Annotated in this window: 19 protein-coding genes; 8 read left to right on the forward strand and 11 right to left on the reverse strand. The window is 68.9% G+C overall.

The window, feature by feature from the left end; all coding sequences use genetic code 11:
• The first annotated feature begins 146 nt into the window (after window positions 1-146).
• Both HYZ11_14305 and HYZ11_14310 read left to right on the forward strand, forming a co-directional pair.
• Window positions 147-965, forward strand: coding sequence for a methyltransferase domain-containing protein (locus tag HYZ11_14305; protein ID MBI3128773.1), 819 nt, complete (start codon window positions 147-149; stop codon window positions 963-965).
• A gap of 14 nt (window positions 966-979) precedes the next feature.
• Window positions 980-1,312 carry a cupin domain-containing protein gene (locus HYZ11_14310; protein MBI3128774.1) on the forward strand — a complete coding sequence of 111 codons (333 nt, stop codon included), beginning with the start codon at window positions 980-982 and terminating at the stop codon, window positions 1,310-1,312.
• A 77-nt stretch (window positions 1,313-1,389) separates the two neighbouring features.
• Here HYZ11_14310 and HYZ11_14315 read toward each other — a convergent pair whose 3' ends face one another.
• On the reverse strand, window positions 1,390-2,097 hold the full coding sequence (locus HYZ11_14315; protein MBI3128775.1) for a cyclase family protein: 708 nt from the start codon (window positions 2,095-2,097) through the stop codon (window positions 1,390-1,392).
• A gap of 156 nt (window positions 2,098-2,253) precedes the next feature.
• Window positions 2,254-3,840, reverse strand: a complete 1,587-nt coding sequence (locus HYZ11_14320; GenBank protein ID MBI3128776.1) for an NAD(P)/FAD-dependent oxidoreductase — start codon at window positions 3,838-3,840, stop codon at window positions 2,254-2,256.
• Between the two features lie 275 nt (window positions 3,841-4,115).
• Here HYZ11_14320 and HYZ11_14325 point away from each other — a divergent pair, with 275 nt between their 5' ends.
• On the forward strand, window positions 4,116-4,442 hold the full coding sequence (locus tag HYZ11_14325) for a hypothetical protein (GenBank protein MBI3128777.1): 327 nt from the start codon (window positions 4,116-4,118) through the stop codon (window positions 4,440-4,442).
• A gap of 451 nt (window positions 4,443-4,893) precedes the next feature.
• Here HYZ11_14325 and HYZ11_14330 read toward each other — a convergent pair whose 3' ends face one another.
• A complete protein-coding gene (locus HYZ11_14330) occupies window positions 4,894-5,295 on the reverse strand; it encodes a cupin domain-containing protein (protein ID MBI3128778.1) in 402 nt (133 codons plus the stop codon).
• A 123-nt stretch (window positions 5,296-5,418) separates the two neighbouring features.
• Window positions 5,419-5,856: a hypothetical protein gene (locus tag HYZ11_14335; GenBank protein ID MBI3128779.1), complete on the reverse strand. Its 438-nt coding sequence runs from the start codon at window positions 5,854-5,856 to the stop codon at window positions 5,419-5,421.
• A 165-nt stretch (window positions 5,857-6,021) separates the two neighbouring features.
• Here HYZ11_14335 and HYZ11_14340 point away from each other — a divergent pair, with 165 nt between their 5' ends.
• A complete protein-coding gene (locus HYZ11_14340) occupies window positions 6,022-7,566 on the forward strand; it encodes a leucyl aminopeptidase (GenBank protein ID MBI3128780.1) in 1,545 nt (514 codons plus the stop codon).
• 215 nt (window positions 7,567-7,781) lie between these two features.
• Here the strand turns inward: HYZ11_14340 and HYZ11_14345 are convergent, their stop codons facing one another.
• The 4 genes from HYZ11_14345 to HYZ11_14360 all read right to left on the reverse strand — a co-directional run bounded on the left by HYZ11_14345 (window position 7,782) and on the right by HYZ11_14360 (window position 12,344).
• On the reverse strand, window positions 7,782-8,693 hold the full coding sequence (locus tag HYZ11_14345; GenBank protein MBI3128781.1) for a CoA ester lyase: 912 nt from the start codon (window positions 8,691-8,693) through the stop codon (window positions 7,782-7,784).
• Between the two features lie 5 nt (window positions 8,694-8,698).
• Window positions 8,699-10,051 carry a 2-oxo acid dehydrogenase subunit E2 gene (locus HYZ11_14350; GenBank protein MBI3128782.1) on the reverse strand — a complete coding sequence of 451 codons (1,353 nt, stop codon included), beginning with the start codon at window positions 10,049-10,051 and terminating at the stop codon, window positions 8,699-8,701.
• Window positions 10,052-10,236: 185 nt separating this feature from the next.
• Window positions 10,237-11,235 (reverse strand): alpha-ketoacid dehydrogenase subunit beta, encoded by a 999-nt coding sequence (locus HYZ11_14355; protein ID MBI3128783.1) that lies wholly within the window; start codon window positions 11,233-11,235, stop codon window positions 10,237-10,239.
• On the reverse strand, window positions 11,232-12,344 hold the full coding sequence (locus tag HYZ11_14360) for a thiamine pyrophosphate-dependent dehydrogenase E1 component subunit alpha (GenBank protein MBI3128784.1): 1,113 nt from the start codon (window positions 12,342-12,344) through the stop codon (window positions 11,232-11,234). Before HYZ11_14360 ends, HYZ11_14355 begins: the two co-directional genes overlap by 4 nt.
• A 205-nt stretch (window positions 12,345-12,549) precedes the next feature.
• Here HYZ11_14360 and HYZ11_14365 point away from each other — a divergent pair, with 205 nt between their 5' ends.
• The 3 genes from HYZ11_14365 (at window position 12,550) to HYZ11_14375 (ending at window position 15,080) form a co-directional block, all read left to right on the forward strand.
• Window positions 12,550-13,461 (forward strand): sugar kinase, encoded by a 912-nt coding sequence (locus tag HYZ11_14365; protein ID MBI3128785.1) that lies wholly within the window; start codon window positions 12,550-12,552, stop codon window positions 13,459-13,461.
• Between the two features lie 9 nt (window positions 13,462-13,470).
• A complete protein-coding gene (rsmD, locus tag HYZ11_14370) occupies window positions 13,471-14,034 on the forward strand; it encodes a 16S rRNA (guanine(966)-N(2))-methyltransferase RsmD (GenBank protein MBI3128786.1) in 564 nt (187 codons plus the stop codon).
• 284 nt (window positions 14,035-14,318) lie between these two features.
• Window positions 14,319-15,080, forward strand: coding sequence for a glucose 1-dehydrogenase (locus tag HYZ11_14375; GenBank protein ID MBI3128787.1), 762 nt, complete (start codon window positions 14,319-14,321; stop codon window positions 15,078-15,080).
• A 63-nt stretch (window positions 15,081-15,143) separates the two neighbouring features.
• On the opposite strand, the gene HYZ11_14380 is transcribed toward HYZ11_14375, so the two are convergent.
• From HYZ11_14380 to HYZ11_14390, 3 genes are read right to left on the reverse strand one after another with little or no spacing between them, the layout of a single operon-like run.
• The gene (locus tag HYZ11_14380; GenBank protein ID MBI3128788.1) at window positions 15,144-16,166 is read right to left on the reverse strand and encodes a zinc-binding dehydrogenase; all 1,023 of its coding nucleotides are present in this window, start codon (window positions 16,164-16,166) and stop codon (window positions 15,144-15,146) included.
• A gap of 10 nt (window positions 16,167-16,176) precedes the next feature.
• Entirely contained in the window at window positions 16,177-17,145 is a 969-nt protein-coding gene (locus tag HYZ11_14385; protein ID MBI3128789.1) for a 3-hydroxyacyl-CoA dehydrogenase family protein, read from the reverse strand.
• A 5-nt stretch (window positions 17,146-17,150) separates the two neighbouring features.
• Entirely contained in the window at window positions 17,151-18,365 is a 1,215-nt protein-coding gene (locus HYZ11_14390) for an acyl-CoA/acyl-ACP dehydrogenase (protein ID MBI3128790.1), read from the reverse strand.
• 534 nt (window positions 18,366-18,899) lie between these two features.
• Between HYZ11_14390 and HYZ11_14395 the strand changes: the two genes are divergently transcribed.
• Window positions 18,900-20,549: a 2-isopropylmalate synthase gene (locus tag HYZ11_14395; protein MBI3128791.1), complete on the forward strand. Its 1,650-nt coding sequence runs from the start codon at window positions 18,900-18,902 to the stop codon at window positions 20,547-20,549.
• The last annotated feature ends 190 nt before the right edge of the window (window positions 20,550-20,739 follow it).

The following is a 20,739-nucleotide window of genomic DNA, read 5'->3' on the forward strand; positions in this document are numbered from 1 at the left end:
CCGGGGTGGAACCCACCGCCGGTTTTTCCGTGGGGGGCGCACGGCCGTGCGCCCCTGCGAAGACAGGAACGGAAGCCCCGGCCGGGTTTCGGGCCCCTCCTTTCCTGGTATCCTCCGGAGCGGGATGTCCGGTTTCGGGAGGCTACGTGGCCCAGCCGCCGCGCTTCGATGAGAAAGCCGCCCGCCGCGTCGAGGCGGTCTACACCACGCCGGACGTGGCCGGCCAGCGGGCCCTCGTCCTGGAGGCGCTGGGGCTCAGGCCCGGGGAGCGCGTCCTGGACGTGGGGGTGGGCCCGGGTTTCCTGGCCCGGGAGATGGCCGGGGCCGTGGGGCCCGGGGGCTCGGTCGAGGGAGTGGACGTGAGCCCCGCCATGCTGGAGCTGGCCCGGGCGCGGCTGGAGGGCTTGCCGTGCGCCTCCCTGCGGGAGGGGGACGCTCTTCACCTGCCATTCGGCGATGAGGAGTTCGACGCCGCGGCGGCCATCCAGGTGTATGAGTACGTGAAGGAGATCGATCGGGCGCTCGCCGAGCTTTTCCGGGTGCTGGGCCCAGGGGGCCGGGCGGCCATCCTGGACACGGACTGGGGCTCCCTCGTCTGGCGAGCGCGGGACGGCGAGCGGGCGCGCCGCGTCATGGAGGCCTGGGACGAGCACCTGGCCGACCCCCACCTGCCGCGCACCCTCTCGGGCCGGCTGAGAAGGGCGGGGTTCGATATCCTCCGCCGGGAGGCGGTGCCCATCCTCAACCCCGAGTACAATCCGGGCACTTACAGCGCAGGGATGATCGGCCTCATCGTCCCCTTCGTCATCGGCCGCCGGGGCGTCACCAAGGAGGAGGCCAAGGCCTGGGCCGAGGACCTCAAGGCTCTGGGCGAACGAGGGGGGTACTTTTTCAGCCTCAACCGCTATCTCTTCCTCGTCCGCAAGCCGGGCGGGGCGCAGCGCGCGCAAGCGGAATCTTCCTAAAGGAGCGGACGGTCATGCCTGTGTACAGCTGGAAGGACGTGCCGGAGAAGCAGCTCAACAACATCGTGCGGGGGCGCATCGTCCAGACCAAGAACGTCATGGCCTGCCGCATCACCGCCCCCCAGGGGGGGAAGGTCAAGACCCACACCCACCCCTTCGACCAGATCACCCATCTGCTGCGCGGGAAGTTCCTCTGGCAGATCGAGGGGGAGGAGCCCCGCATCGTCCAGGCCGGGGACGTGCTGGTGCTCCCGGCCGGCACCCCGCACGGGGGCGAGGTGCTCGAGGAGGCGGAGTACATCGACATCTTCTCCCCGCCCAACCCGGATTTCGGTTGGGATAAGTAGTCGGAATGCAGGAATGAGCAGAGAAAGAAGCGGGGCGGTCGTCTGGCCGACCCGCCTCTTTTTTCGCTTGGCTTGCCTCAGTCCAGCATCGCGACGGCGCGGATGGGGGAGCCGGTGCCGCCCTTGAGCTTCAAGGGCAGGCCGATGAAGGTGAAGCGCTTGCCCACGAGGCGCTTGGGGATGACGAGGTTCTCGGTGTTGAGCATGTTGCGCTCCCTGCACACCTGGTGGGCGGGGTAGGGCTCGTCCGCGTCCGGCGTCATGGTGACCGGGTTCTCGATGGTAAAGGGCTCGCAGCCCACGTTCCCCACGCCATGGTCGGCCAAGTACTCGGCCCCCTTGCGGCTCAGGCCGGCGAACTCGGTCCACCACTTGTCCTTGTCGTGGAACCACTTCTCATAGTGCCCCGAGTGGTAGAGGAAGGTGTCGCCCTTCTCGATCTTCAAGCCGTGGCGCTTGAGCTCGGCCTCGATGTGCTCGGGCTCGATGAAGGTGCGCGCGGGGATATTGGAGAAGTCCACGCACAGGCCCCCCGTCACGAAGCGGGCGAGGGGGAGCTGGTCGATGGAGGGGGAGCCGGGCGCCGGGTTGAAGTGGTTGATGGCGTCCACGTGGGTCGAACTGTGATCGGAGAGCTTGAAGGACATCGCCATGAAGGAGAACTTGCCCTTGAAGCGCTTCGAGGACTCCTCGTGCGTCATCATCGGCGCGATTTCGGGGGTGGGGTGGAAGGGCCGGGCGTAGCCTCCGGGGGCGATGGTCTGGGCGAGGTCGATCAGCTCCACAATTCTTCTCCTTAAAATTGAACAGTGCGGATGTGACGGGGGGTCGCCTTTCATCCGCAGGGGCGGTTCGCGAACCGCCCCTGCGCGGGACAGATCTTCAAAACGCCCTCGCATGCGGCCGGAACCGGGATTCGCCGCGCGGCCGCCCGGCGGGCCTCAAATCCTGGGCGCCGAAACCGGCTTCCACGTCCGCTTGAGCTTCAAATCCTCCGCGATGGCGTTGGCGCAGTTGTAGCCGGGCGCGCCGGTGACGGCCCCGCCCACGTGGGAGCTCGACCCGCACAGGTAGAGGCCCTTCACCGGGGTGCGGAATTGGCTCACCTTGGGGTGGGGCCGGTTGAAGCCGAGCTGCTCGGGGATGTAGGCCCCGACGTGGTGGCTGGCCCGCGGCATGTTGGCGTTGCCCTTGGCGATGTCGTAGGGGGTGTAGAGGTAGCTGCCCAGGATGTTGCTCTTGTTGACGTTCGGGGCGTAGGCCTGCCACGCCTTGATGAACTCCTGGGTGAGCTCCTTGCGGTGCCTGTCCCATCCCTTGGCCCCCTCGCCGTTCAGCTCGTAGGGGGCGAAGGGCCACCAGAAGCCCACGTGGGCGCCCTCGGGGGCGTAGCTTGGCTCGAAGAGGCTGTTGCTGCCGCCGTTCCCCATGAGGCGGGGCAGATCGTTCCTGTGGATGTCCTCGAAGCACTCGTCGATCTCTTCGGTCGTGTCCGCGCCCCAGAAGATGTTGAAGGTCCTGTTGATGTCGGGTTCGAACTTGGCCGCCTTGAAGTCCGGAGCCTTCTTGAGGGCGAGGTGGATGGTGCACAGGGCGTGGGAGGCCCACTTATATTTCTTGGCAGCGGCCGAGAGCTCCTTGCCGAGGTGGCTCTCCCCCGCGAGCTGGACGGTCAGGGGCCAGTTCACCCCGCTCGCGACGAACTTCCCGGCCTGGAGTCTCGTGCCGTCGTCCAGCGCCACGCCGGTGGCCTCGCCGCCGCGGACCGCGATCTCCCTGACTGCGGCGTCCGTGAAGACCTTGCCTCCGCCCTGGACGATGACGCGCTCCAGGGCGCGGGCGAAGTTGGCGCTGCCGCCCACCGGCAGCCCGAAGTTGGCGATGCGCGAGAAGATGCGAGGAAAGAAGATCCCCGTCTTGGGCGTATTCTCCAGGGTGAAGGAGCCCAGGAAGAGCTTGAAGAGCACCCGCAGCCGCTCGTCCTCGAAGTGCTGGTCCACCGCCTCGTACATGCTGAGGTCGTTGTACGCCCAGAACTCGCGGCCCAGCGGGCCCGAGAAGCGTTCGGCCATCTCGTCCGGCGGGAGGGGCGCGCAGTACATGAACGAGGTGATGATGTCGAGCATGCCCTCGGTGAACTTGACGTGGAGCTCGCGGTAGGTTTTCGCGTCCTTCTTGTTGAGGCGGGCGATGGACTTGACCGTCTTCTCCACGTCGCGGTGGATGACGAAGCCCGTGCCGTCGCGGAAGACGCACCCCTGCTGCTGCTCGGGATAGACGAGGGCGAGGCCGTACTTGTGCAGTTCCAGGTCGTCGAGGATGGGGGAGCGGTCCAGTCCGACGTAGTAGTTCGAGTGGAGGTTGTGCTTGAAGCCGGGGAGCGTCACCTCGCGGGTCGAGCAGCCCCCGCCGATGACGCTGGCGCGCTCCAGCACGGCCACCTTCATCCCCGCCTTCGCCAGGTAGGCGCCGCAGACGAGGCTGTTGTGCCCGCCGCCGATCAAGATTCCGTCGAATGCTTCGGACATGGGTGAAAACTCCTTCCCGCATCCGGGGCCGGGGCGAGGGCCGCATCCTCCCGGCCGCGGGAGGATGCGAGTGGATTTGATCGTGTCAACGGGGATAATTTGCCCCAAGTCCGGCCCTGGCACAACCGGTCCGAAAAAGGGCGAGGCCGGGTGTGAAGAGGGCCACAGGAGCCGATGTGAGGGAAGCCACTGGCGGCCGGATTTTCCTTTCGCTTTCGGGTGACGATAATATATACAGGCCCGATCTTTCCGGCTCGGGGGCGGAGGGGACGGCGGTGCTGACCACGCTGCGGAAAACCATCGGACGGCTGGCTCTTGTCGGAGGGGCGGGCCTGCTCGTCTTTCAGGTTGTGCAGTGGAGACAGCAGGGCATCTGGACGGCCTTCCCTCTGGGCATCCTCCTGGAAGGCTTCATGCGCCTCATCGGGACGCTGATGGGAATGCTGCCCTTCGTCACTCCGGAAGGCGTCGAGATGTTCCTCTACTTCGACATTTCCCAACTTCCCGGCGTCCTGCACCGCTTCTTCCTCGTCCTTCCTCTGTCGGGTTTTCTCCTGGTCCTGGGCTATTTCTGCTTGAGATGGGAAAAATACCTGGGATAGGGTAAGCGATTGATTTGAATTCGTTTGCCGTCGCGGGGCGCCGCCGAAAAACCTTGACTCCCCGCCTCCGAATTTTTATATTGGTATTGGAAGCACGGACATCGTCATGCGCGCGACAAGAGGAGGATCTTCATGGCCAATGGCATGATGATGGCTCCAACGATGAAGATAGTGCGAAAGGTGCTGAAGGCGCCTTTCGGGCGGAAGAGGGTCCTCAAGAATCCGGAGTAAGGGCCCTGGTGCGCGGTCGCTGGCCGCACTGTGGGCCGCCGGAAAAGTCAGCGGGAAGGACGGCCGCCTTCCGAGTGTCGCTCGAGAGGGCGTGTCGCTAAGATGAGACGAGAGGCCGGGCATCCGGCCTGGGAGTCCGGCGAAGCTCCGGACCCACGAAAAGAAAAAAAGCGGCGCCGCGAGGCGCCGCTTCTTTTTTGGGCGATCGCTTGCGCGGCGCCTAGTGGCCCTTCTGGGCCTCCGCCGTCCGCTGCCGGATGGCGTCGGTGGTGTAGAGATGCCGGTCCTTGGCCAGATCGGTGTTGAAGACGGGGCAGAAGACCTCGAGCAGCATGCCCGGCTCGTGGGTCGTCATCCGGAGCATGTGCATCGCGCCCTTGGGGACGTGCACCACGTCGCCCGGGCGCAGGATGCGCGTGTCGCCCTCGAGCGTGAACTCCCACTCCCCCGCCTGGATGTAGAAGAACTCCTCGTGGTCGGGATGGTTGTGGGGCTTCGTGGGCGTGCCGCCCGGCTCCATGATGAGGTGCTGCATCTGCATGTTGTCGCCGAAGATGCGGCGGTGGGCCGCCCCGGGACGGTCATGGGAGAGGGGAAGTAGGTCCCAGTTGTAGAACGCCATTCCAATTCCTCCTTGCTTGCGGAAATCCGCTCGGGAGCGGCTTAAGAGGGGGCGATGATAGCCCCACTCCCCGGAGGAAGAAAAGCGCCGCTCGCGTTTTCCGCGATGCGGAAGCGGGAAATCCTATTCGGGCGTCAGCTCGAGGGTGTGGATGCCCCGGGTGTACTGGTGGGGCCGGAGGGAGCGCCCGGGGGGGAGGAAGGCGTATCCCAGCCGGCGGCCATCCGCTCCCAGGACGGCGTAGAGCCGCATCGGAGCGAGGCGCCTGGCCAGCACGGGCAGCCGCTCCGCGCCCGTCTCCCCCGAGACGTAGCGGGCCGGGTTCAGGAGCAGGTGGAGGGGCTCGGCGAGGTCCTCGGCGAGGACGGCCACGCGCTCGGTCGTCTCCCGGGTTTCGAGCAGATACTCCGCGTAGAAGAGGCGGTCGCGGTAGAGCTGCTCGTCCAGGGGCGGCATGGGCTCGAGGCGGACGTTGTCGCGGGCCAGGAGGCCGGCGCCGCCGCACCCGGCGGGCGCGGCCAGCAGGAGCCCGGCCAGGATGAGGGCGCCGATGTATCCCACCGTCTTCCTCCGTCTCGGGCGCGCGCGGAAAGCTCCTCTACTCTTCCACAAACCGGCCCGCGAAGGAAGGCCCGCCGGTGGCGGCCCGCCCCTGCTTCCGCTAGACTGCCGCCCCGGCCCGCGAGAGCGGCGCTTGCCTGCCCGAATCCCCAGAGGAGAGTCCGCATGCGATTTTCCGTTGCGTCGGGCGACGGATGGTCCCAGGGCACCGACGCGATCATCCTTCCCATCGCCGAGAAGGCGAAGAACGACCGCCTCGACAAGGCGCTCGGCGGCGCGCTCTCCGCGCTGGCCCGGCGCGGCGTGTTCGAGGGCAAGGCCGGCCAGGTGCACGCCCTGCGGGTCCCCTCGCGCGGGGGCAGGCGCGGGCCCGAGGTGGCGGTGCTGGCCGGACTGGGGAAGGCCGGGGAGGCGACGCAGGAGACGGTCCGCCGCGCCCTGGGCTCGGCCGGCAGGCGCGCCCGGAGCGAGGGTGCCCGGAGCGTGGCCGTTTCCCTGGACGGCGCGGTGGGCGGAGGTCTGGGGGCGGAGGAGGCCGCCCGGGCGGCGGCGGAGGGGCTGGCGCTCGGCCTCTACCGGATGGAGCGCTTCAAGGGCGCGAAGAGCCGGGAGAAGCTCGCCAAGGAGCGCATGGAGCGGGCCGTCCTCTGCGGCGGAAGGGGCATCTCCCGGTCCGCCATGAGCCGGGGGATGCGGCTCGGGCAGATCCTGGCCGAGGGCACGGCCGTGGCGCGCGACCTGGTGAACACCCCGAGCAACGAGAAGCGCCCGCCCGACCTCGCCGCCGAGGTGCGGCGCATCGCGCGCAAGGCGGGGCTCAGGTGCACCGTCCTGGACGGCCGCCAGCTCGCCAGGCTCAAGATGGGGGCCCTCCTGGCCGTCGCGCGCGGGAGCTCCGCCCCGGCCCGCGTGTTCGTCCTGGAATACCGGCCCGGCCGGAGCTCGTCCAGGCCCATCGCGTTCGTGGGGAAGGGCGTCACCTTCGACACGGGGGGCATCTCCATCAAGCCCAGCTCGGGCCTCGAGCTCATGACCACCGACATGAGCGGAGCGGCCGCCGTGGTGGGGGCCATGGTCTGCGTCGCGCGCCTCAAGCCCCGGGTGCCCGTCGTCGGAGTGGGGGCCCTGGTCGAGAACATGCTGGGCGCGGACGCCACCCGCCCCGGCGACATCGTGCGCGCCATGAGCGGCACCACCGTCGAGATCCACAACACCGACGCCGAGGGGAGGCTCGTCCTGGCCGACGCCCTCCACTACACCAAGACGCGCTTTAAGCCCCAGTGCATGATCGACCTCGCCACCCTGACCGGGGCCTGCGTCGTGGCCCTGGGCGAAAAGCTCACGGGGCTCTACGCCACCCACGACGAGATGCGGGAGCGCATGATGCGGCTCGGGGAGGAGACGGGGGATAGGCTGTGGCACATGCCCCTCTACCCCGAGTTCGGCGACATGATGAAGGGAAAGCTCGCCGATCTCTGCAACATCTCCGGAGGGCGCTACGGCGGGGCGAACACGGCGGCGGCCTTCCTCCAGCATTTCGCCGAGGGCACCCCCTGGGTCCACCTCGACATCGCGGGCCCGGCCCACACCTCGAAGGAGGAGCCCTACCGCCCCGCCGGGGGCACCGGGGTGGGGGTGCGGCTCCTGGCCGAGCTCGCCCGCACCTGGACCAGCCTCCCCAAGCAGAAGGGCAAGGCCTTCGGGACGTGAGGGGGGAAAAATGTAGGGGCGACCGGCCGGTCGCCCCTACAGACGTGAAGAGCCATTGATTTCCTGTAGGGGCGGTTCGTGAACCGCCCCTACTTCTTTCGCTTGCCCGATGCTTGTCATTCCGAACGAAGCGCGGGATCTACGTTTCACGCCACTCGCGAAGATTCCTTCGTCGCTGCGCTCCCTCGGAATGACATGGTGCCATTGTTGAAAAATTACCTCCCCTTGATCGTCCGCGCCCTTGCCAGCACCCTCTCGGCGTGCTTGGCCATGGCCACGTCCACCATCTTCCCCTTGTAGGTCACGGCGCCCAGGCCCGCCTTCGTGCCTTCCCCGAGGGCCTGCATCATCCCCTCGTAGTAGTCCACCTCGGCCGGGCTGGGGGAGAAGACCTCGTTGAAGATGGCGATCTGCTTGGGGTGGATGGCCGCCTTGCCGGTGTAGCCCAACTGCCTGGCGAGGGCGGCGTCGGCCCGGCAGCCCGCCTCGTCGTCGAGCCGCATGTAGACGCCGTCCGTGGGGTGGGGCATCCCCGCCGCGCGGGCGTCCGTCAGGGCCTTGCTGCGGGCGTAGAGGAGGGTGACGCCGTCCGGGGACCAGGTGGCGCCCAGGTCCCGGCAGAGGTCGGCGTCCTCGGCGCTGCCGAAGTTGATGCCCACCACGCGCGGGACGGCCGTGCACATCTCGTAGCAGTTGACCACTCCCTTGGCGCTCTCGATCTGGAGGATAATCCCGATGCCCCCCGCCTCGAGGCTCCGGTCCTTCTCCAACCGGGTGAGGATGGCGTCCGCCGTCCGGGCGTCGGCCGCGCTCTCGGGCTTGGGGAGGAAGATGGCGTCCAGGCCCGCGACGGCGACGGCCTCCAGGTCCTTCTCCAGCATTCCGGTTTCGACCGCGTTCACCCGCACCAGGGTGGTGAGGGGGGCGCCGGGGGCCTTCTTGAGCCCGGGGATGGCCTGGGCCACGAGCTCGCGGGCCTTCTGCTTCTGGGCCGGGGCGACCGAGTCCTCCAGGTCGTAGAGGGCCCCGTCGGCGCCCGAGGAGGGGGCCTTGGCGACCATCTTCTCGTTGCTGCCGGGGGTGAAGAGCATGGAGCGGAGCGGCGTGGTGACGAGGGGTCGTGCCATGAGGATTAAGACTCCAAATGAGAGAGATCCATCCCTTCGAGCGCGCTGCGGACGGCGGCGGCGAAGCGGCCCGCCGCCATGCCGTCGTTCGCCCGGTGGTCGAACGACAACGAGAGCGTCATCAGGGGAAGGAGGCCGATCCCTCCGCCGGGCAGGGCCGCCGCGCGCGGCGCGATCAGGCCCGTCCCGATGATGGCCGCCTCGGGCGGGTTGAGGAGGGGGATGCCCCCCCGGGCCCCCGAGGCGCCGAAGTTGGTGAGGGTGAGAGTGCCGCCCCCCATGTCGTCGGGGGTGAGCCCCCCCGAGCGGGCGCGGGCGCCCAGGCCGTCGACCGCCCGGACGAGGTCCACGAAGCCCATCCGGTCGATCTCCCGCAGGACGGGTACCACGAGCCCCTCGGGCGTGTCCACGGCGATCCCGAGGTTGACGTAGCGCGCCACGTGCAGCTCGTCCCCCTCGAAGCGGGCGTTCAGCCGCGCGTGGGCGGGGTCGCGCAGGGCGTGGACGATGGCCAGGGCGAGGAAGGGCGTGTAGCTGAGCGAGGCCCCGTGCCCCTCCCGGAAGCGCTCCTTGTGGGCCTCGCGCCAGGCGGCGATGCGGCTCATGTCCACGTCCATCCACAGGCTCGCCTGGGGGATAGCCGCCGAGCGCGAGAGGTTCTCGGCGATGCGCCGGCGGAGGCGGGTCAGGGGCTCCCGCCGCTCACGGGGCTTCCCTTCCTCCGCCAGGGGGCGGAAGAGGAGCCTCACCGAGGGCGCGGCGGAGCCCCCCGCCTCGATGAAGCGCTCCACGTCCCGCGCCGTCACCCGGCCCCCCGCCCCCGTGCCGGGGAGGCCGAGGATCGTCCCCAGCGGGATGCCGTGCTCCGCCGCGAGGCGCTGCACGCGGGGGGAGAGCCATTTTCCTTGGCTATCGGGCGCCGCTTGCCGCGCTTGGGGAGCGGCGGGCCTCGACGGGGCGGGGGACACGGCGGGGGCTTGGCGCGGCGGGAGCGGGGCCACGGGGGCCACCCAGTCCCCCTCCGGCTGCTTGGGGGGGCCGGAGGCTTTCGGTGCGGCGCCTCCGGCCGGGGCCTTCGGCGCGGGGGAGGTCTCGGGAGGCGCGTCGGGGATCTCTTCTTCCGTTTCCAGCAGGGCGAGCACCTCGCCCACCGGGACGGTGGCGTCCGGAGCGACCAGGACCTCCTTCAGCACCCCGTCCGCCGGGCTCTCGACCTCGAACTCCACCTTATCGCTCTCGGCGGAGAGGAGAGGCTCTCCCTTCGCCACGCGATCTCCCGCCGCCTTCTTCCACTCGACCACGGTGCTCTCGTGAACGCTCGTGCCCATGCGCGGCATGCGGATGCGGGCGATGGGCATGGGGGGCTCCACCTTTTCGCAAATCGGGCGATAGGGCCGAGGGAGACTGCCTCCGGCGCGCCGGGGCGCCTTACTCGCAGGGGTGCATCCGCCGATTTCCCGCAGGGGCGGTTCGCGAACCGCCCCTCCGAAAAGCGCCTCGCGCCTCGCGTGCGCCCGTTTGCCCGCCGCCCGGCCATGCGCCGCTAGAACGCGGCCAGTTCCCGGAGCGCCCCGACGACCTGGGCGGTGCCGGGGAGATACGCCTTCTCGAGCGGCGGGCTGAGGGGCACGGGGCAGTCCGGCGCGCCGACGCGGCGGATGGGGGCGTCCAGGTGCTCGAACACCTCCTCCGCGATGAGCGCGGCGATCTCTCCGCCGACCCCGCCCCTCTTGCGGGCCTCGTGGAGGATGAGGAGCTTGCCCGTCTTCTTCACGCTCCGGAGGATGGCCTCCTTGTCCATGGGGACGAGGGTGCGAAGGTCGATGACCTCGGCCGAGACGCCCTCCCTCTCCAGCACCTGGGCGGCCTCGAGGGCCTCGAGGACGCTGGTCCCGAAGGTGAGGAGGGTCAGATCTTCGCCCTCGCGCAGGGTGCGCGCCTGGCCGAAGGGCACGGTGTAGTCGCCCTCCGGAACGTCGATCTGGAGCTGGGGAGGGAGATCCGCCGGCCGGTAGTTGTAGAACTTCTTGTACTCCATGAAGATGACGGGATTGTCGTCCCGGATGGCCTGCTTGAGCATCCCCTTGGCGTCGTAGGCGGTGGCCGGGGCGACTATCTTCAAGCCGGGCGTGCCGAAGAACCAGCTCTCGGGATTCACGCTGTGGTAAGGGCCCCCGCTCACGAGAGCCGCCGAGGGGAGGCGCAGGACGATGGGGACGGGGCCCATCCGCCGGTAGTGGTTCCCGGCGGCGAAGTCCACGATCATCTTGAAGGCCTCGGTCACGAAGTCCGCGAACTGGTACTCCACCACGGGCCGCATCCCCGCCAGGGCGGCGCCGATGGCGGCGCCGGTGAAGCCGGCCTCGCTCAAGGGGGCGTCCACCACCCGGTCGCGCCCGAAGTGCTGCTGGAATCCCTTGGTGATGTAGAAGGCGCCCCCGCCCAGGCCGATGTCCTCCCCGACGAGGAATACCCGCTCGTCGCGCTCCATCTCCTCCCAGAGCGCGGCGCTCAAGGCCTCCCGGTAGGTGATGAGGCTCATTCGGCGAACACTCCCTCCGCCACCTTGGCGGGATCGGGGAAGGGGAGCTTGAGGGCGGTGTCCCGTGCCTCCTCCGCCTCCCGGCGGGCCCGGGCGTGGGAGGCGGCGATCTCCTCGGGCGTCAGCACCTCGTACTCGATCAGGTACTGGTCGAAGCGCTTGATCGGGTCGCGCTTCTCCTGCCAGAGCTTGAACTTCTCCATGTCCACGTAGTCGGTGAAGCGGTCGTAGACCGAGTGCCCGCCCAGCCGCATGGTGACGCTCTCGATGAGGGTGGGGCCCCCGCCCCGGCGGGCGCGCTCGAGGGCCCGGGAGACGACCTCGCGGACCAGGAGCACGTCCGTGCCGTCGATGAGGAAGCCGGGCACCCCGTAGCCGGACGCCCGGAGGGCCAGGGCGGGGCAGGCGTACTGGTCCGAGAGGGGGGTCTTGTAGGCGTACTGGTTGTTGTCGATCACGACGGCGAGGGGGAACTTCCGCACCGCCGCGAAGTTCATGGCCTCGTGGAAGTCCCCCGAGCTGGTGCCGCCGTCCCCGATGTAGGTGAGGACGGCCTGCCCATTCCGCTGGAGCTTGGCCGCCCAGGCGATGCCCGCCGCGATGGGGACCATGGTGCCGATGTGGCTGATGAGCTGGGTGATCTTCTTGGGCCGGTAGCCCATGTGGAAGTTGCCGTCGCGGCCTTCGGAGGGCCCGCCGGCCCGGCCGAAGAAATGGGCCATGATGCTGACGGGGGGGTGGCCCTTGGCGAGGTGGGCCCCGCAGTTGCGGTGCATCGGGACGAGCCATTCCTCCTCCCGCAGGCAGGAGGCGCTCCCCACGCCGGCCGCCTCGTTGCCCCGGCTGAAGAAGGCGGTGCCCGGGACGTGCCCGGAGCGGAAGGCGGAGTCGAGCGTCTCCTCGACGGCGCGGGTCAGGGAGAGGAGGTGGTGGAGGCGGAGGGCGTCCGGTTTCCCGGGCCTCAGGTCCTCGCGCTGGATGGGGACCCAGCGCGCCTCCAGGCCCTCGATGGAGAGGTAGCGGTCCGCGAGGTCGCGAAAGAAGTCCAGCCCGGCGAGCTCCTCGCTCCGGACCGGCTCGCTCGCGGCGTTCTGGATTTTGGCCCGCATGGCGCCATCCCTATGTGCGTGGCTGCGAGCTGCGGTAGGACTTCCCCCCATTCATATACCAGAAAAAAGAAGATGGCGGGAAGGAAGGCCAATACCGGAGCGTCCTACCCAGGCTTTTCTCCCCGGCCCGTCTAGGGTAGAGTCGCCCCCGGACGCCCGCACGTGAATTGCGCACCCCCCCCTCGGGGGCCATCGGGAAGGAACGATGTCCAATCTCCTGGTTGTAGGCTCCATGGCCATCGACTCCGTCAAGACCCCCTTCGGCGAGCGCGACGAGGCCGTGGGCGGCTCGGCCACCTACTTCTCCATCGCCGCGAGCTTTTTCGCCAAGATCCGTCTCCTGGCCGTCGTGGGGCGAGATTTCCCGGAGGATACGCTCAACTTCCTCCGCGCGCGGGGGGTGGACCTGGCCGGCCTCGAGCGCAGCGACGGGCAGACCTTCCGCTGGAAAGGGGAGTATGGCTATGACCTCAACACCGCGCATACCCTGGAAACCCGCCTGAACGTGTTCCAGTCGTTCCGGCCCCAGGTGCCGCCCGCCTACAAGGAGAGCGAGTATCTCTTCCTGGCCAACATCGACCCGGGGCTCCAGGCATCGGTGCTGGACCAGGTGAAATCCCCGCGCTTCACCGCTTGCGACACCATGAACTTCTGGATCTCGGGCAAGCGCGAGGAGCTCCTGGAGACCCTCCGCCGGGTGGACGCGGTGGTAATCAACGAGGCCGAGGCGCGCGAGCTGGCCGGGGAGTCCAACATCGTCCGCGCCGCCCGCAAGGTCCTGGCGATGGGGCCCGAGACAGTGGTCATCAAGCGCGGGGAGTACGGGGCCCTCCTTTTCCAGAATGAGCATATATTTTCGGCCCCCGGCCTGCCCCTCGAGCACATCTACGACCCCACCGGCGCGGGCGACTCCTTCGCCGGAGGCTTCATGGGCTACCTGGCCTCCACGGGCGACATGACCCAGGCCGGCTTCCGCCGGGCCGTCATCTACGGAAGCGTGATGGCCTCCTTCAACGTGGAGTCGTTCAGCTACGACCGGATGCGCACCCTGACGGCGGCGGAGGTCCACGCCCGGTACGGAGAGTTCAGTGACCTCGCCCACTTCGAGCGCTTGTAGGGGACGGAGGTGCGCATCATCGGCGGCCGCGCCCGGGGCCGCCGCCTCGCCTCCCCCCGGGGGGAGACGGTCCGGCCCACCGGGGATCGAGTCCGTGAGGCCCTCTTCAACATCTGGGGCCAGAACCTCGAGGGGGTCCGGCTCCTCGACGTCTGCGCCGGGAGCGGGGCCATCTCCTTGGAGGCCTTGAGCCGAGGCGCCGCCGAGGCGGTGGCGCTCGAGGTCGACCCGGGCCTCTGCCGGCGCCTAGAGGAGGAGGCCGGGCGCCTGGGCCTCTCGGCGGGTCTCAAGGTCGTCCGCGGCGACGCGAGGCGGGAGTTGGCCCGCCTCCGGCAATCGGGGGCGCCGCCGTTCGACCTGGCGTTCGTCGACCCGCCGTGGCGGGAAACCGCCCTGCGGCGCGAACTGGCGGACCTTCTCTTCGAGCCGTCCGCGCTCTGCCGGGAGGCGGCGGTCGAGGTCCCGAGGGGGGAGGAATTTATGGCTCCCGCGGGCGCGGAGCTCATCCGGCAATCGAGGTATGGGGACACGCGGCTCTGTTTTTTGAGGGTGAGGGAAGGGCGGGGGGCCTGACGAATTTTCTCTCTCGCCTCCGAATGTTACATACTTTCCACCGAACTTGTGAAAAATCAGGGGGGAAGACGAAAGCTCAAGGCGCGGATAGGCGAAAATTTTTCGCAACTCATTGATTTTAAGAGGAAAATATGTTTTGCCCCGGATTAAGGCAGGATAACTTAAGTGGCGTATTTTGGGGATGTTAGCGGGGCCAGCCACAGAGTTATCCACATCTTGTCCACTATTTCTGTGGGGAAGATACCTGACCTGGATACCCGGGGATTTTCCGGAGGAAAGGAAGGTTGCTCCAGCGCTTTGATTTGACAGGCAGGACCGCTCTCGTCACCGGAGGAGGAACCGGCCTGGGCCGGGCAATGGCCCGCGCCCTGGCGGAGGCAGGGGCCGACGTGGCGGTCGCCGCCCGGCGGCGGGAGAAACTGGAGGAGGCGGCGGCCGAGATCCGCTCCCTGGGGCGGCGCGCCGCCGCGATCGAGCTGGACGTGACCGATTCCGCGTCGGCCGCCCGGGCCGTCGCCGAGGCCGAGGCCGCTCTCGGACCCCTGAACGTTCTAGTGAACAACAGCGGCATCAGCGGGGAGGGCTGGGCGGCGGAGCTCCCGCTCGAGCGCTGGGAGCAGGTGATGGCCACCAACCTCCGCGGCGCCTTCCTGATGTGTCAGGCGGCGGGGCGGGGGATGATCGAGCGCAAGGGCGGCGCGATTATCAATGTCGCCTCGGTCGCCGGCATGGTGGGCATCCGGATGCTCGCGGCATACTCGGCGAGCAAGGGGGGCCTCATCCAGCTCACCCGCACCCTCGCACTCGAATGGGCCCGCTACGGGGTGCGGGTGAACGCTCTCGCGCCGGGCTATTTCCTGACGGACCTCAACCGCGGGCTCTTCACCTCCGAGGCGGGCGAGCGGATGATCCGAAATCACATCCCGATGGGCCGGGTGGGCCAGCCGTCCGAGCTGGCGGGGGCCGTCGTGTTCCTCGCGAGCGAGGCATCGAGCTTCGTGACGGGGGCCGTCCTTACGGTGGACGGGGGCCAGAGCGCCCAATAGGGTTTTTTGAGTGATTTTGGGCGGTGAATTCGGGCGCCCCGTCCAGAAGCGCCGCCACTGGGCCTACGGGAGGAGGGGCGCCCGGCCGAAGACGCGGTTCGCGGCGAGGTCGGCGAGCGCGCCCTCGGCCTCGGCCAGGGGGTAGGTCGCCGAGATGATCGGCTTCACCCAGCCTTCCCCCACCCACCGGGCCGCCTCGGCCAGTTCCGCCCGGTTCACATAGCGCGAGCCCGTCACGACAATCTCATCCGAGACGAAGCGGGTCGGGTCGCTCGCGAAGACCGCGCCAGGCTGGAAGCCCACCACGACGAGCGTCCCCGCCGCGGCGAGGGAGGCGAAACTCTTGGAGAGGGTCTCCTCCGTCCCCACGAACTCCAGCACGGCTTCGGCCCCTTTGCCCTTCGTGATCTCGGCCACCGCCGCGGCGAAATCCTCCCGGCGGCTGTTCACGGCGTGGTCCGCGCCGAGGGCCCTCGCCCGGGCGAGGCGGCCATCGTCGATGTCCACGGCGACCACCCGCGCGCCGAAGCGCTTGCCGATCTGCACGGCGTGGATGCCCACCCCCCCGCACGCCCCGACGATCACCAGATCATCCCCGGGACGGACCCCCGCGCGGGTCTTGATGGCCTTGAGGGGAGTCGCCACCGGGCTCACGATGACGGTGGCCTCGGCGTACCCCACCCCATCGGGAATACGGCAGAGGTTGCGCGCCGGGGAGCGGACGTATTCGGCGTAGCCCCCGTCGGCGTGGACCCCGAGGTAGCCCCGGAAGTTCCGGCAGAGCGTGTCCCGCCCCACTTGGCAGAACCGGCAGGAGCCGCAGGTCAGATAGGCGTGGAGGACGGCGCGGTCCCCCTCCCGCCAGCCCTCGACGCCCACGCCCAGGGCCGCGACCTCCCCCGCGATCTCGTGGCCCATCACGAGGGGGAGCTTTCCCGCCGCGCGCCCGGCTCGGATGGTCACGTCGAACTGATCCGGGGCGCAGGCGTGCACACGCAGCACCACCTCCCCCGGACCGGGGACGGGATCGGGCACTGTTTCAAGGGAGAGCCCGCCGCCCCATTCCCGGAGGACCATCGCGCGCACGTTTGGTTCCTCAGAGGGCAGGAGGGAGGGGGGGCGGGGACTGGCGCATTCCCCGGATGAGCTCGAGCCCCCGCGCCTCGAACAGCTCCTGAATCTTCTCCGGAGTCCAGCGGTAGAACCCCCGGCCGCTCTTGATGCCGAGGCGCCCCTCCTCGATCAGGCGGTCGAGCATGGGCGAGGGGTCCGGCCGGTGATCCAGGTGGGGCTGGATGTTCCTGTGGACGTCGCGAAGGACATCGATGCCCGAGAAATCCGTCATGGCCAGGATGCCGAGCACGGGGATGAGCCGGCCCACCGAGCGCAGGACCGCGTCCACGGCCTCGGGGGTGGCGTAGCCCTGTTCGACGATGTAGTAGGCCTCCCGGCGCAGGGCGGTGGTCAGGCGGGTGCCGATGTGGCCGGGGACCTCCCGGCAAATGACGGGCTCCTTGCCCGCCCGGCGCAAGAGGGCGCACGTGGCCTCGATCACCTCCGGGGCCGTCCGGTCCCCGGGCACCACCTCCACCACCGGGATGAGGGGCGGGGGGGTGTAGTTGTGGGTGGCGATGCAGCGCTCGGGGCGCCTCGTGCCGCGGGCGATGTCGCTGATGCGCAGGCCCGAGGTTTCGCTGGCGAAGATGGCGCTCTCGGATGCGAGGGACTCCAGGCGCCGGAAAAGCTCCTGCTTGACCGGAAGCTGCTCGGCGACGGCCTCGACGACGAACCCGGCCTCCGCCACGCAGCCGGCGAGGTCGGTGGTGGGGCGCACTCGGGCGCGGGCCGCTTCGGCCTCCCCGCGGGAGAGCGCGCCCGCCCCGGCCAGGAGGGCGAGCCCCTTCCCGATGGCCTCCATCGCGCGGGCCGAGCTCTCCTCCGTGCGGTTGTACATCGCCACGGCGAAGCCGGCCTGGGCGAACTGCTGGGCGACGCCGTGCCCCACGTAGCCGCCGCCCACCACGGCGATCTTCTGGACGTCTTGCGCCCGGACGAACGGGGCCATTGGGCTCACTCCGCGATGTAGCCCGTCCGCGCGACGCCGCGCAGCATCTCGCCGATTTTGATCCGGTGAACGTCCGACGTGCCGTCGATATGGTAGCACATGAGCGCGTCCCGCAGGATTTTCTCGACCGGGTAGTCGCGCATGTACCCGTAGCCCCCCATGAGCTGGAGCGCCATGTCGCACACCTTGGGGCCCACGTCCGAGGAGAAGATGGAGGCGAGGATGCCGTGCTTGGCGTCGTAGTCGGGCTGGTCCGCCATCCATGCCGCCTGGACGCATACGGCGCGGGCGGCCTCGAGCTGGGCCGCCATCTCCCCGAGCCGGAGGGCGACGGTGGGATGCTCGATGACGGGCTTTCCTCCCTGGACCCGGGTTTTCGCGTATTCGACGGCGTACTCGAAGGCCGCGCGCCCCAGGGCGAGGCCGAAGGCCCCCGTCGTCGGCACGTGCCGCGCCCCGAACGAGGCGAGGTAGCGAAGCCCCTGGTTCACCTCGCTCACCCGGTTGAAGTCGGGCACCCGGCAGTTCTCGAAGATGAGCTCGGCGTTCATCATCAGGCGGTTCCCGAGCTTGTCGTGGATGCGCCCGACGCGGAACCCCGGCGTCCCCCTCTCGATGAGGAACACGGTCAGGCCCCGGGTGACGCCCACCGACTTGTCCGTGCGGGTCGCGATGAAGAAGAGCTTGGCGACCGAGGCGCAGGCGATGAAGTGCTTGGTGCCGTTGATCACCCAGCCGTCCCCGTCCCGCACCGCGGTGGTGCGAACGCCGCCGTCCGGCCCGTCGTAGGGCATGAGGGTGTCGCAGCCGGAATCGGGCTCGGTCATCGCGACGGCCAGGAGCGCCCGGTCGTCATCCGTGAACTTGGGGAGAAAGTGGTCCCGCTGCTCCCTCGAGCACTTCTGGACGAGGAGCTTGGCCATTTTCCAGGCCTGGTGGAAATGGGTGGCGAAACCCGAATCCGCCTGGCAGAGCTCCTCCAGCATGAGAAGATGGGTGAGGATGCCGATGCCGCCGCCGCCGTATTCCTTGGGGAGGGCCGCCGTGCGGAGCCCGGCCCTCGATCCTTCCTCGATGACGTGCCAGGGGAAGCGCCGGTGCACTTCGGCGGGGTCCGCCAGCCGGTCGAGCTCGGCCACGACGGGCTTGATCTTCCTCATGGCGAAGTCGCGGGCCAGCTCTCGCAGCCTGATTTGCTCGTCCGAAAGCCGCATGTCCATGTTGCCATTCCTCCGGTATGGGCCGGCAGGATTCCTGCCGTTGAGCGTGTCCGGTAAGAGCGTTCCCAGCGCAATGGGATCATGTCCCCGCGATCCCGCTTGAATCGGACACTACGATCCTTTTTGTGCCATGTCATTCTCTTGTCCGCCCCCATCCGCGGTCCAATAATTCCGCTCCTCTCGCGGATTCGCCAGACCCCCGGCGCCTGGGCCTGGCTCGTTCAAGCGGCGCTGGAGTATCCGCCGTTTTTCCGGGCGGCACTTGATTTCGGGCGAGGTTTGGACGATAAGATGGGGGGTCGCGGCCGGGATTTGCCCGCCGCGGGCTTCTTTTTCTGGCAGGAGGCCGATCGGCCATGCATCGGTGGAATCCAGTCCGAGGGAGGGCCAGGGGCGCGGCCAAGACGCCCCGACCGTCGCTGGCTCCCTAGGCGCCAGCGCAGGTGAGCGCCAGCCGGGCGGAAAAGCCTCGCAGCGAGGGAGGCGGCGCCGGGCGGGCCAACAGTGGATTCTCTCCCTAGGAGCCCGTGATTCATGCCGAAGCGCACTGTCGTCTCTCAAGCGGCCCCGAAAGGCCCGGCCGCCTCGATTCCCCGCGTACGCATCTTCGACACCACCCTCCGGGACGGCGAGCAGTCCCCCGGCTGCAGCATGGACCGCTTCCAGAAGGTCCAGATGGCTCTCCAGCTCGAGAAGCTGGGGGTGGACATCATCGAGGCCGGCTTCCCCATCGCGTCGAACGATGAGTTCGAGGCCGTGCGGGACGTGGCCAAGGCGGTCAAGCGGCCCATCGTGGCCGGCCTCTCCCGCTCCTCTCGCGGGGACATCGACCGGTGCTGGGACGCCGTCCGCCACGCGCGGCGGCCGCGCATCCACACCTTCATCGCCACCTCCGACATCCACCTCAAGTACAAGCTCAAGATGACGCGGCAGGACCTCCTGAAGGAGATCGCCGCCTCGGTGCGGTACGCCCGGAAGCTCTGCCGCGACATCGAGTGGAGCGCCGAGGACGCCACCCGGTCGGACTGGGACTTCCTCGCCGAGGCCGTCAAGGTCGCCATCGCCGAGGGCGCCACGACCATCAATCTGCCCGACACGGTGGGCTACATCGTCCCGAGCGAGTTCCGCCGCTTCTGGGAGCACATCTTCGAGAAGGTCCCGGCCTACGAGGACGTCGTCTTCAGCGCCCACTGCCACAACGACCTGGGCCTGGCCGTGGCCAACAGCCTGATGGCCGTGGAGTGCGGCGTGCGCCAGGTCGAGTGCACCGTCAACGGCATCGGGGAGCGGGCCGGGAACGCCTCGCTCGAGGAGGTCGTGATGGCGCTCCACACGCGCGAGGACGCGCTGCCCTTCACCACGAACATCCGCACGCGGGAGATCTACCCGGCGAGCCGCCTCCTCACCTCGATGACGGGCATCCCCGTCCAGCCGAACAAGGCCGTCGTGGGCAAGAACGCCTTCGCCCACGAGGCGGGCATCCACCAGCACGGCGTCCTCTCCAAGGCCATCACCTACGAGATCATGACGCCCAAGTCGGTGGGCCGGCCCTCCAACTCGCTCGTGCTCGGGAAGCACTCGGGCCGGGCCGGGCTGCGCAACCGCTACGCGCAGCTCGGCTTCAAGATGACGAAGGACGAGGTCTCGGCCATCTACCCGCGCTTCATCGACCTGGCGGACAAGAAGCGCGAGGTCTACGACGAGGACCTCATCGCCCTCCTGCAGGAGGAGCGGGCGGGCCAGGCCGGCAGCTCCTACCAACTCGAGTTCCTCCAGGTGACGAGCTCCACGGGCACCCAGCCGGCGGCGACGGCCATGGTCCGCATCCGGGAGGGCGACACGGTGCACTCCGAAGTGGGCCGAGGGAACGGCCCCGTGGACGCGGCGGTCTACGCCATCCTGCGCATCACGGGGGCCAAGTGCCGGCTCACGGACTTCGCGGTGCACTCCGTCACCCGGGGGCGCGACGCCATGGCCGAGGCGAACCTGACGGTGGAGTTCGAAGACGGGATTCAGCTCGCGGGCCACGCGGCGAGCCCCGACACCGTCGAGGCGGGGGCCAAGGCCTTCCTCAACGCCGTGAACAAGCACCGCCTCACCCAGAGCCTGAAGCAGAACGGCCCGAAGGGGAAGGGCAGGAAGAAGAAGAACGGCCGCGCGAAGGAGGAACTGAAAGGCATCTGACGCGCAAGGCGCGAGTCGCGGGCGGGGCCCTTCGGGGCCCCGCTTTTTTTCCTGCGCCGCGCGGATGCCCGCTGGGCCGTAGCGTATCCCTTTCTCGTTGCCTTTCGTCGCCAATTGTGGTTAATTGCATCCATTAGTCGTTTCTTTGTGCAAACGAAGGGAGGCGCTCTTTCCCCGGGGGGCCTTTCCT

The organism is Candidatus Tectomicrobia bacterium, from assembly GCA_016192135.1.
GTDB lineage: Bacteria > UBA8248 > UBA8248 > UBA8248 > UBA8248 > 2-12-FULL-69-37.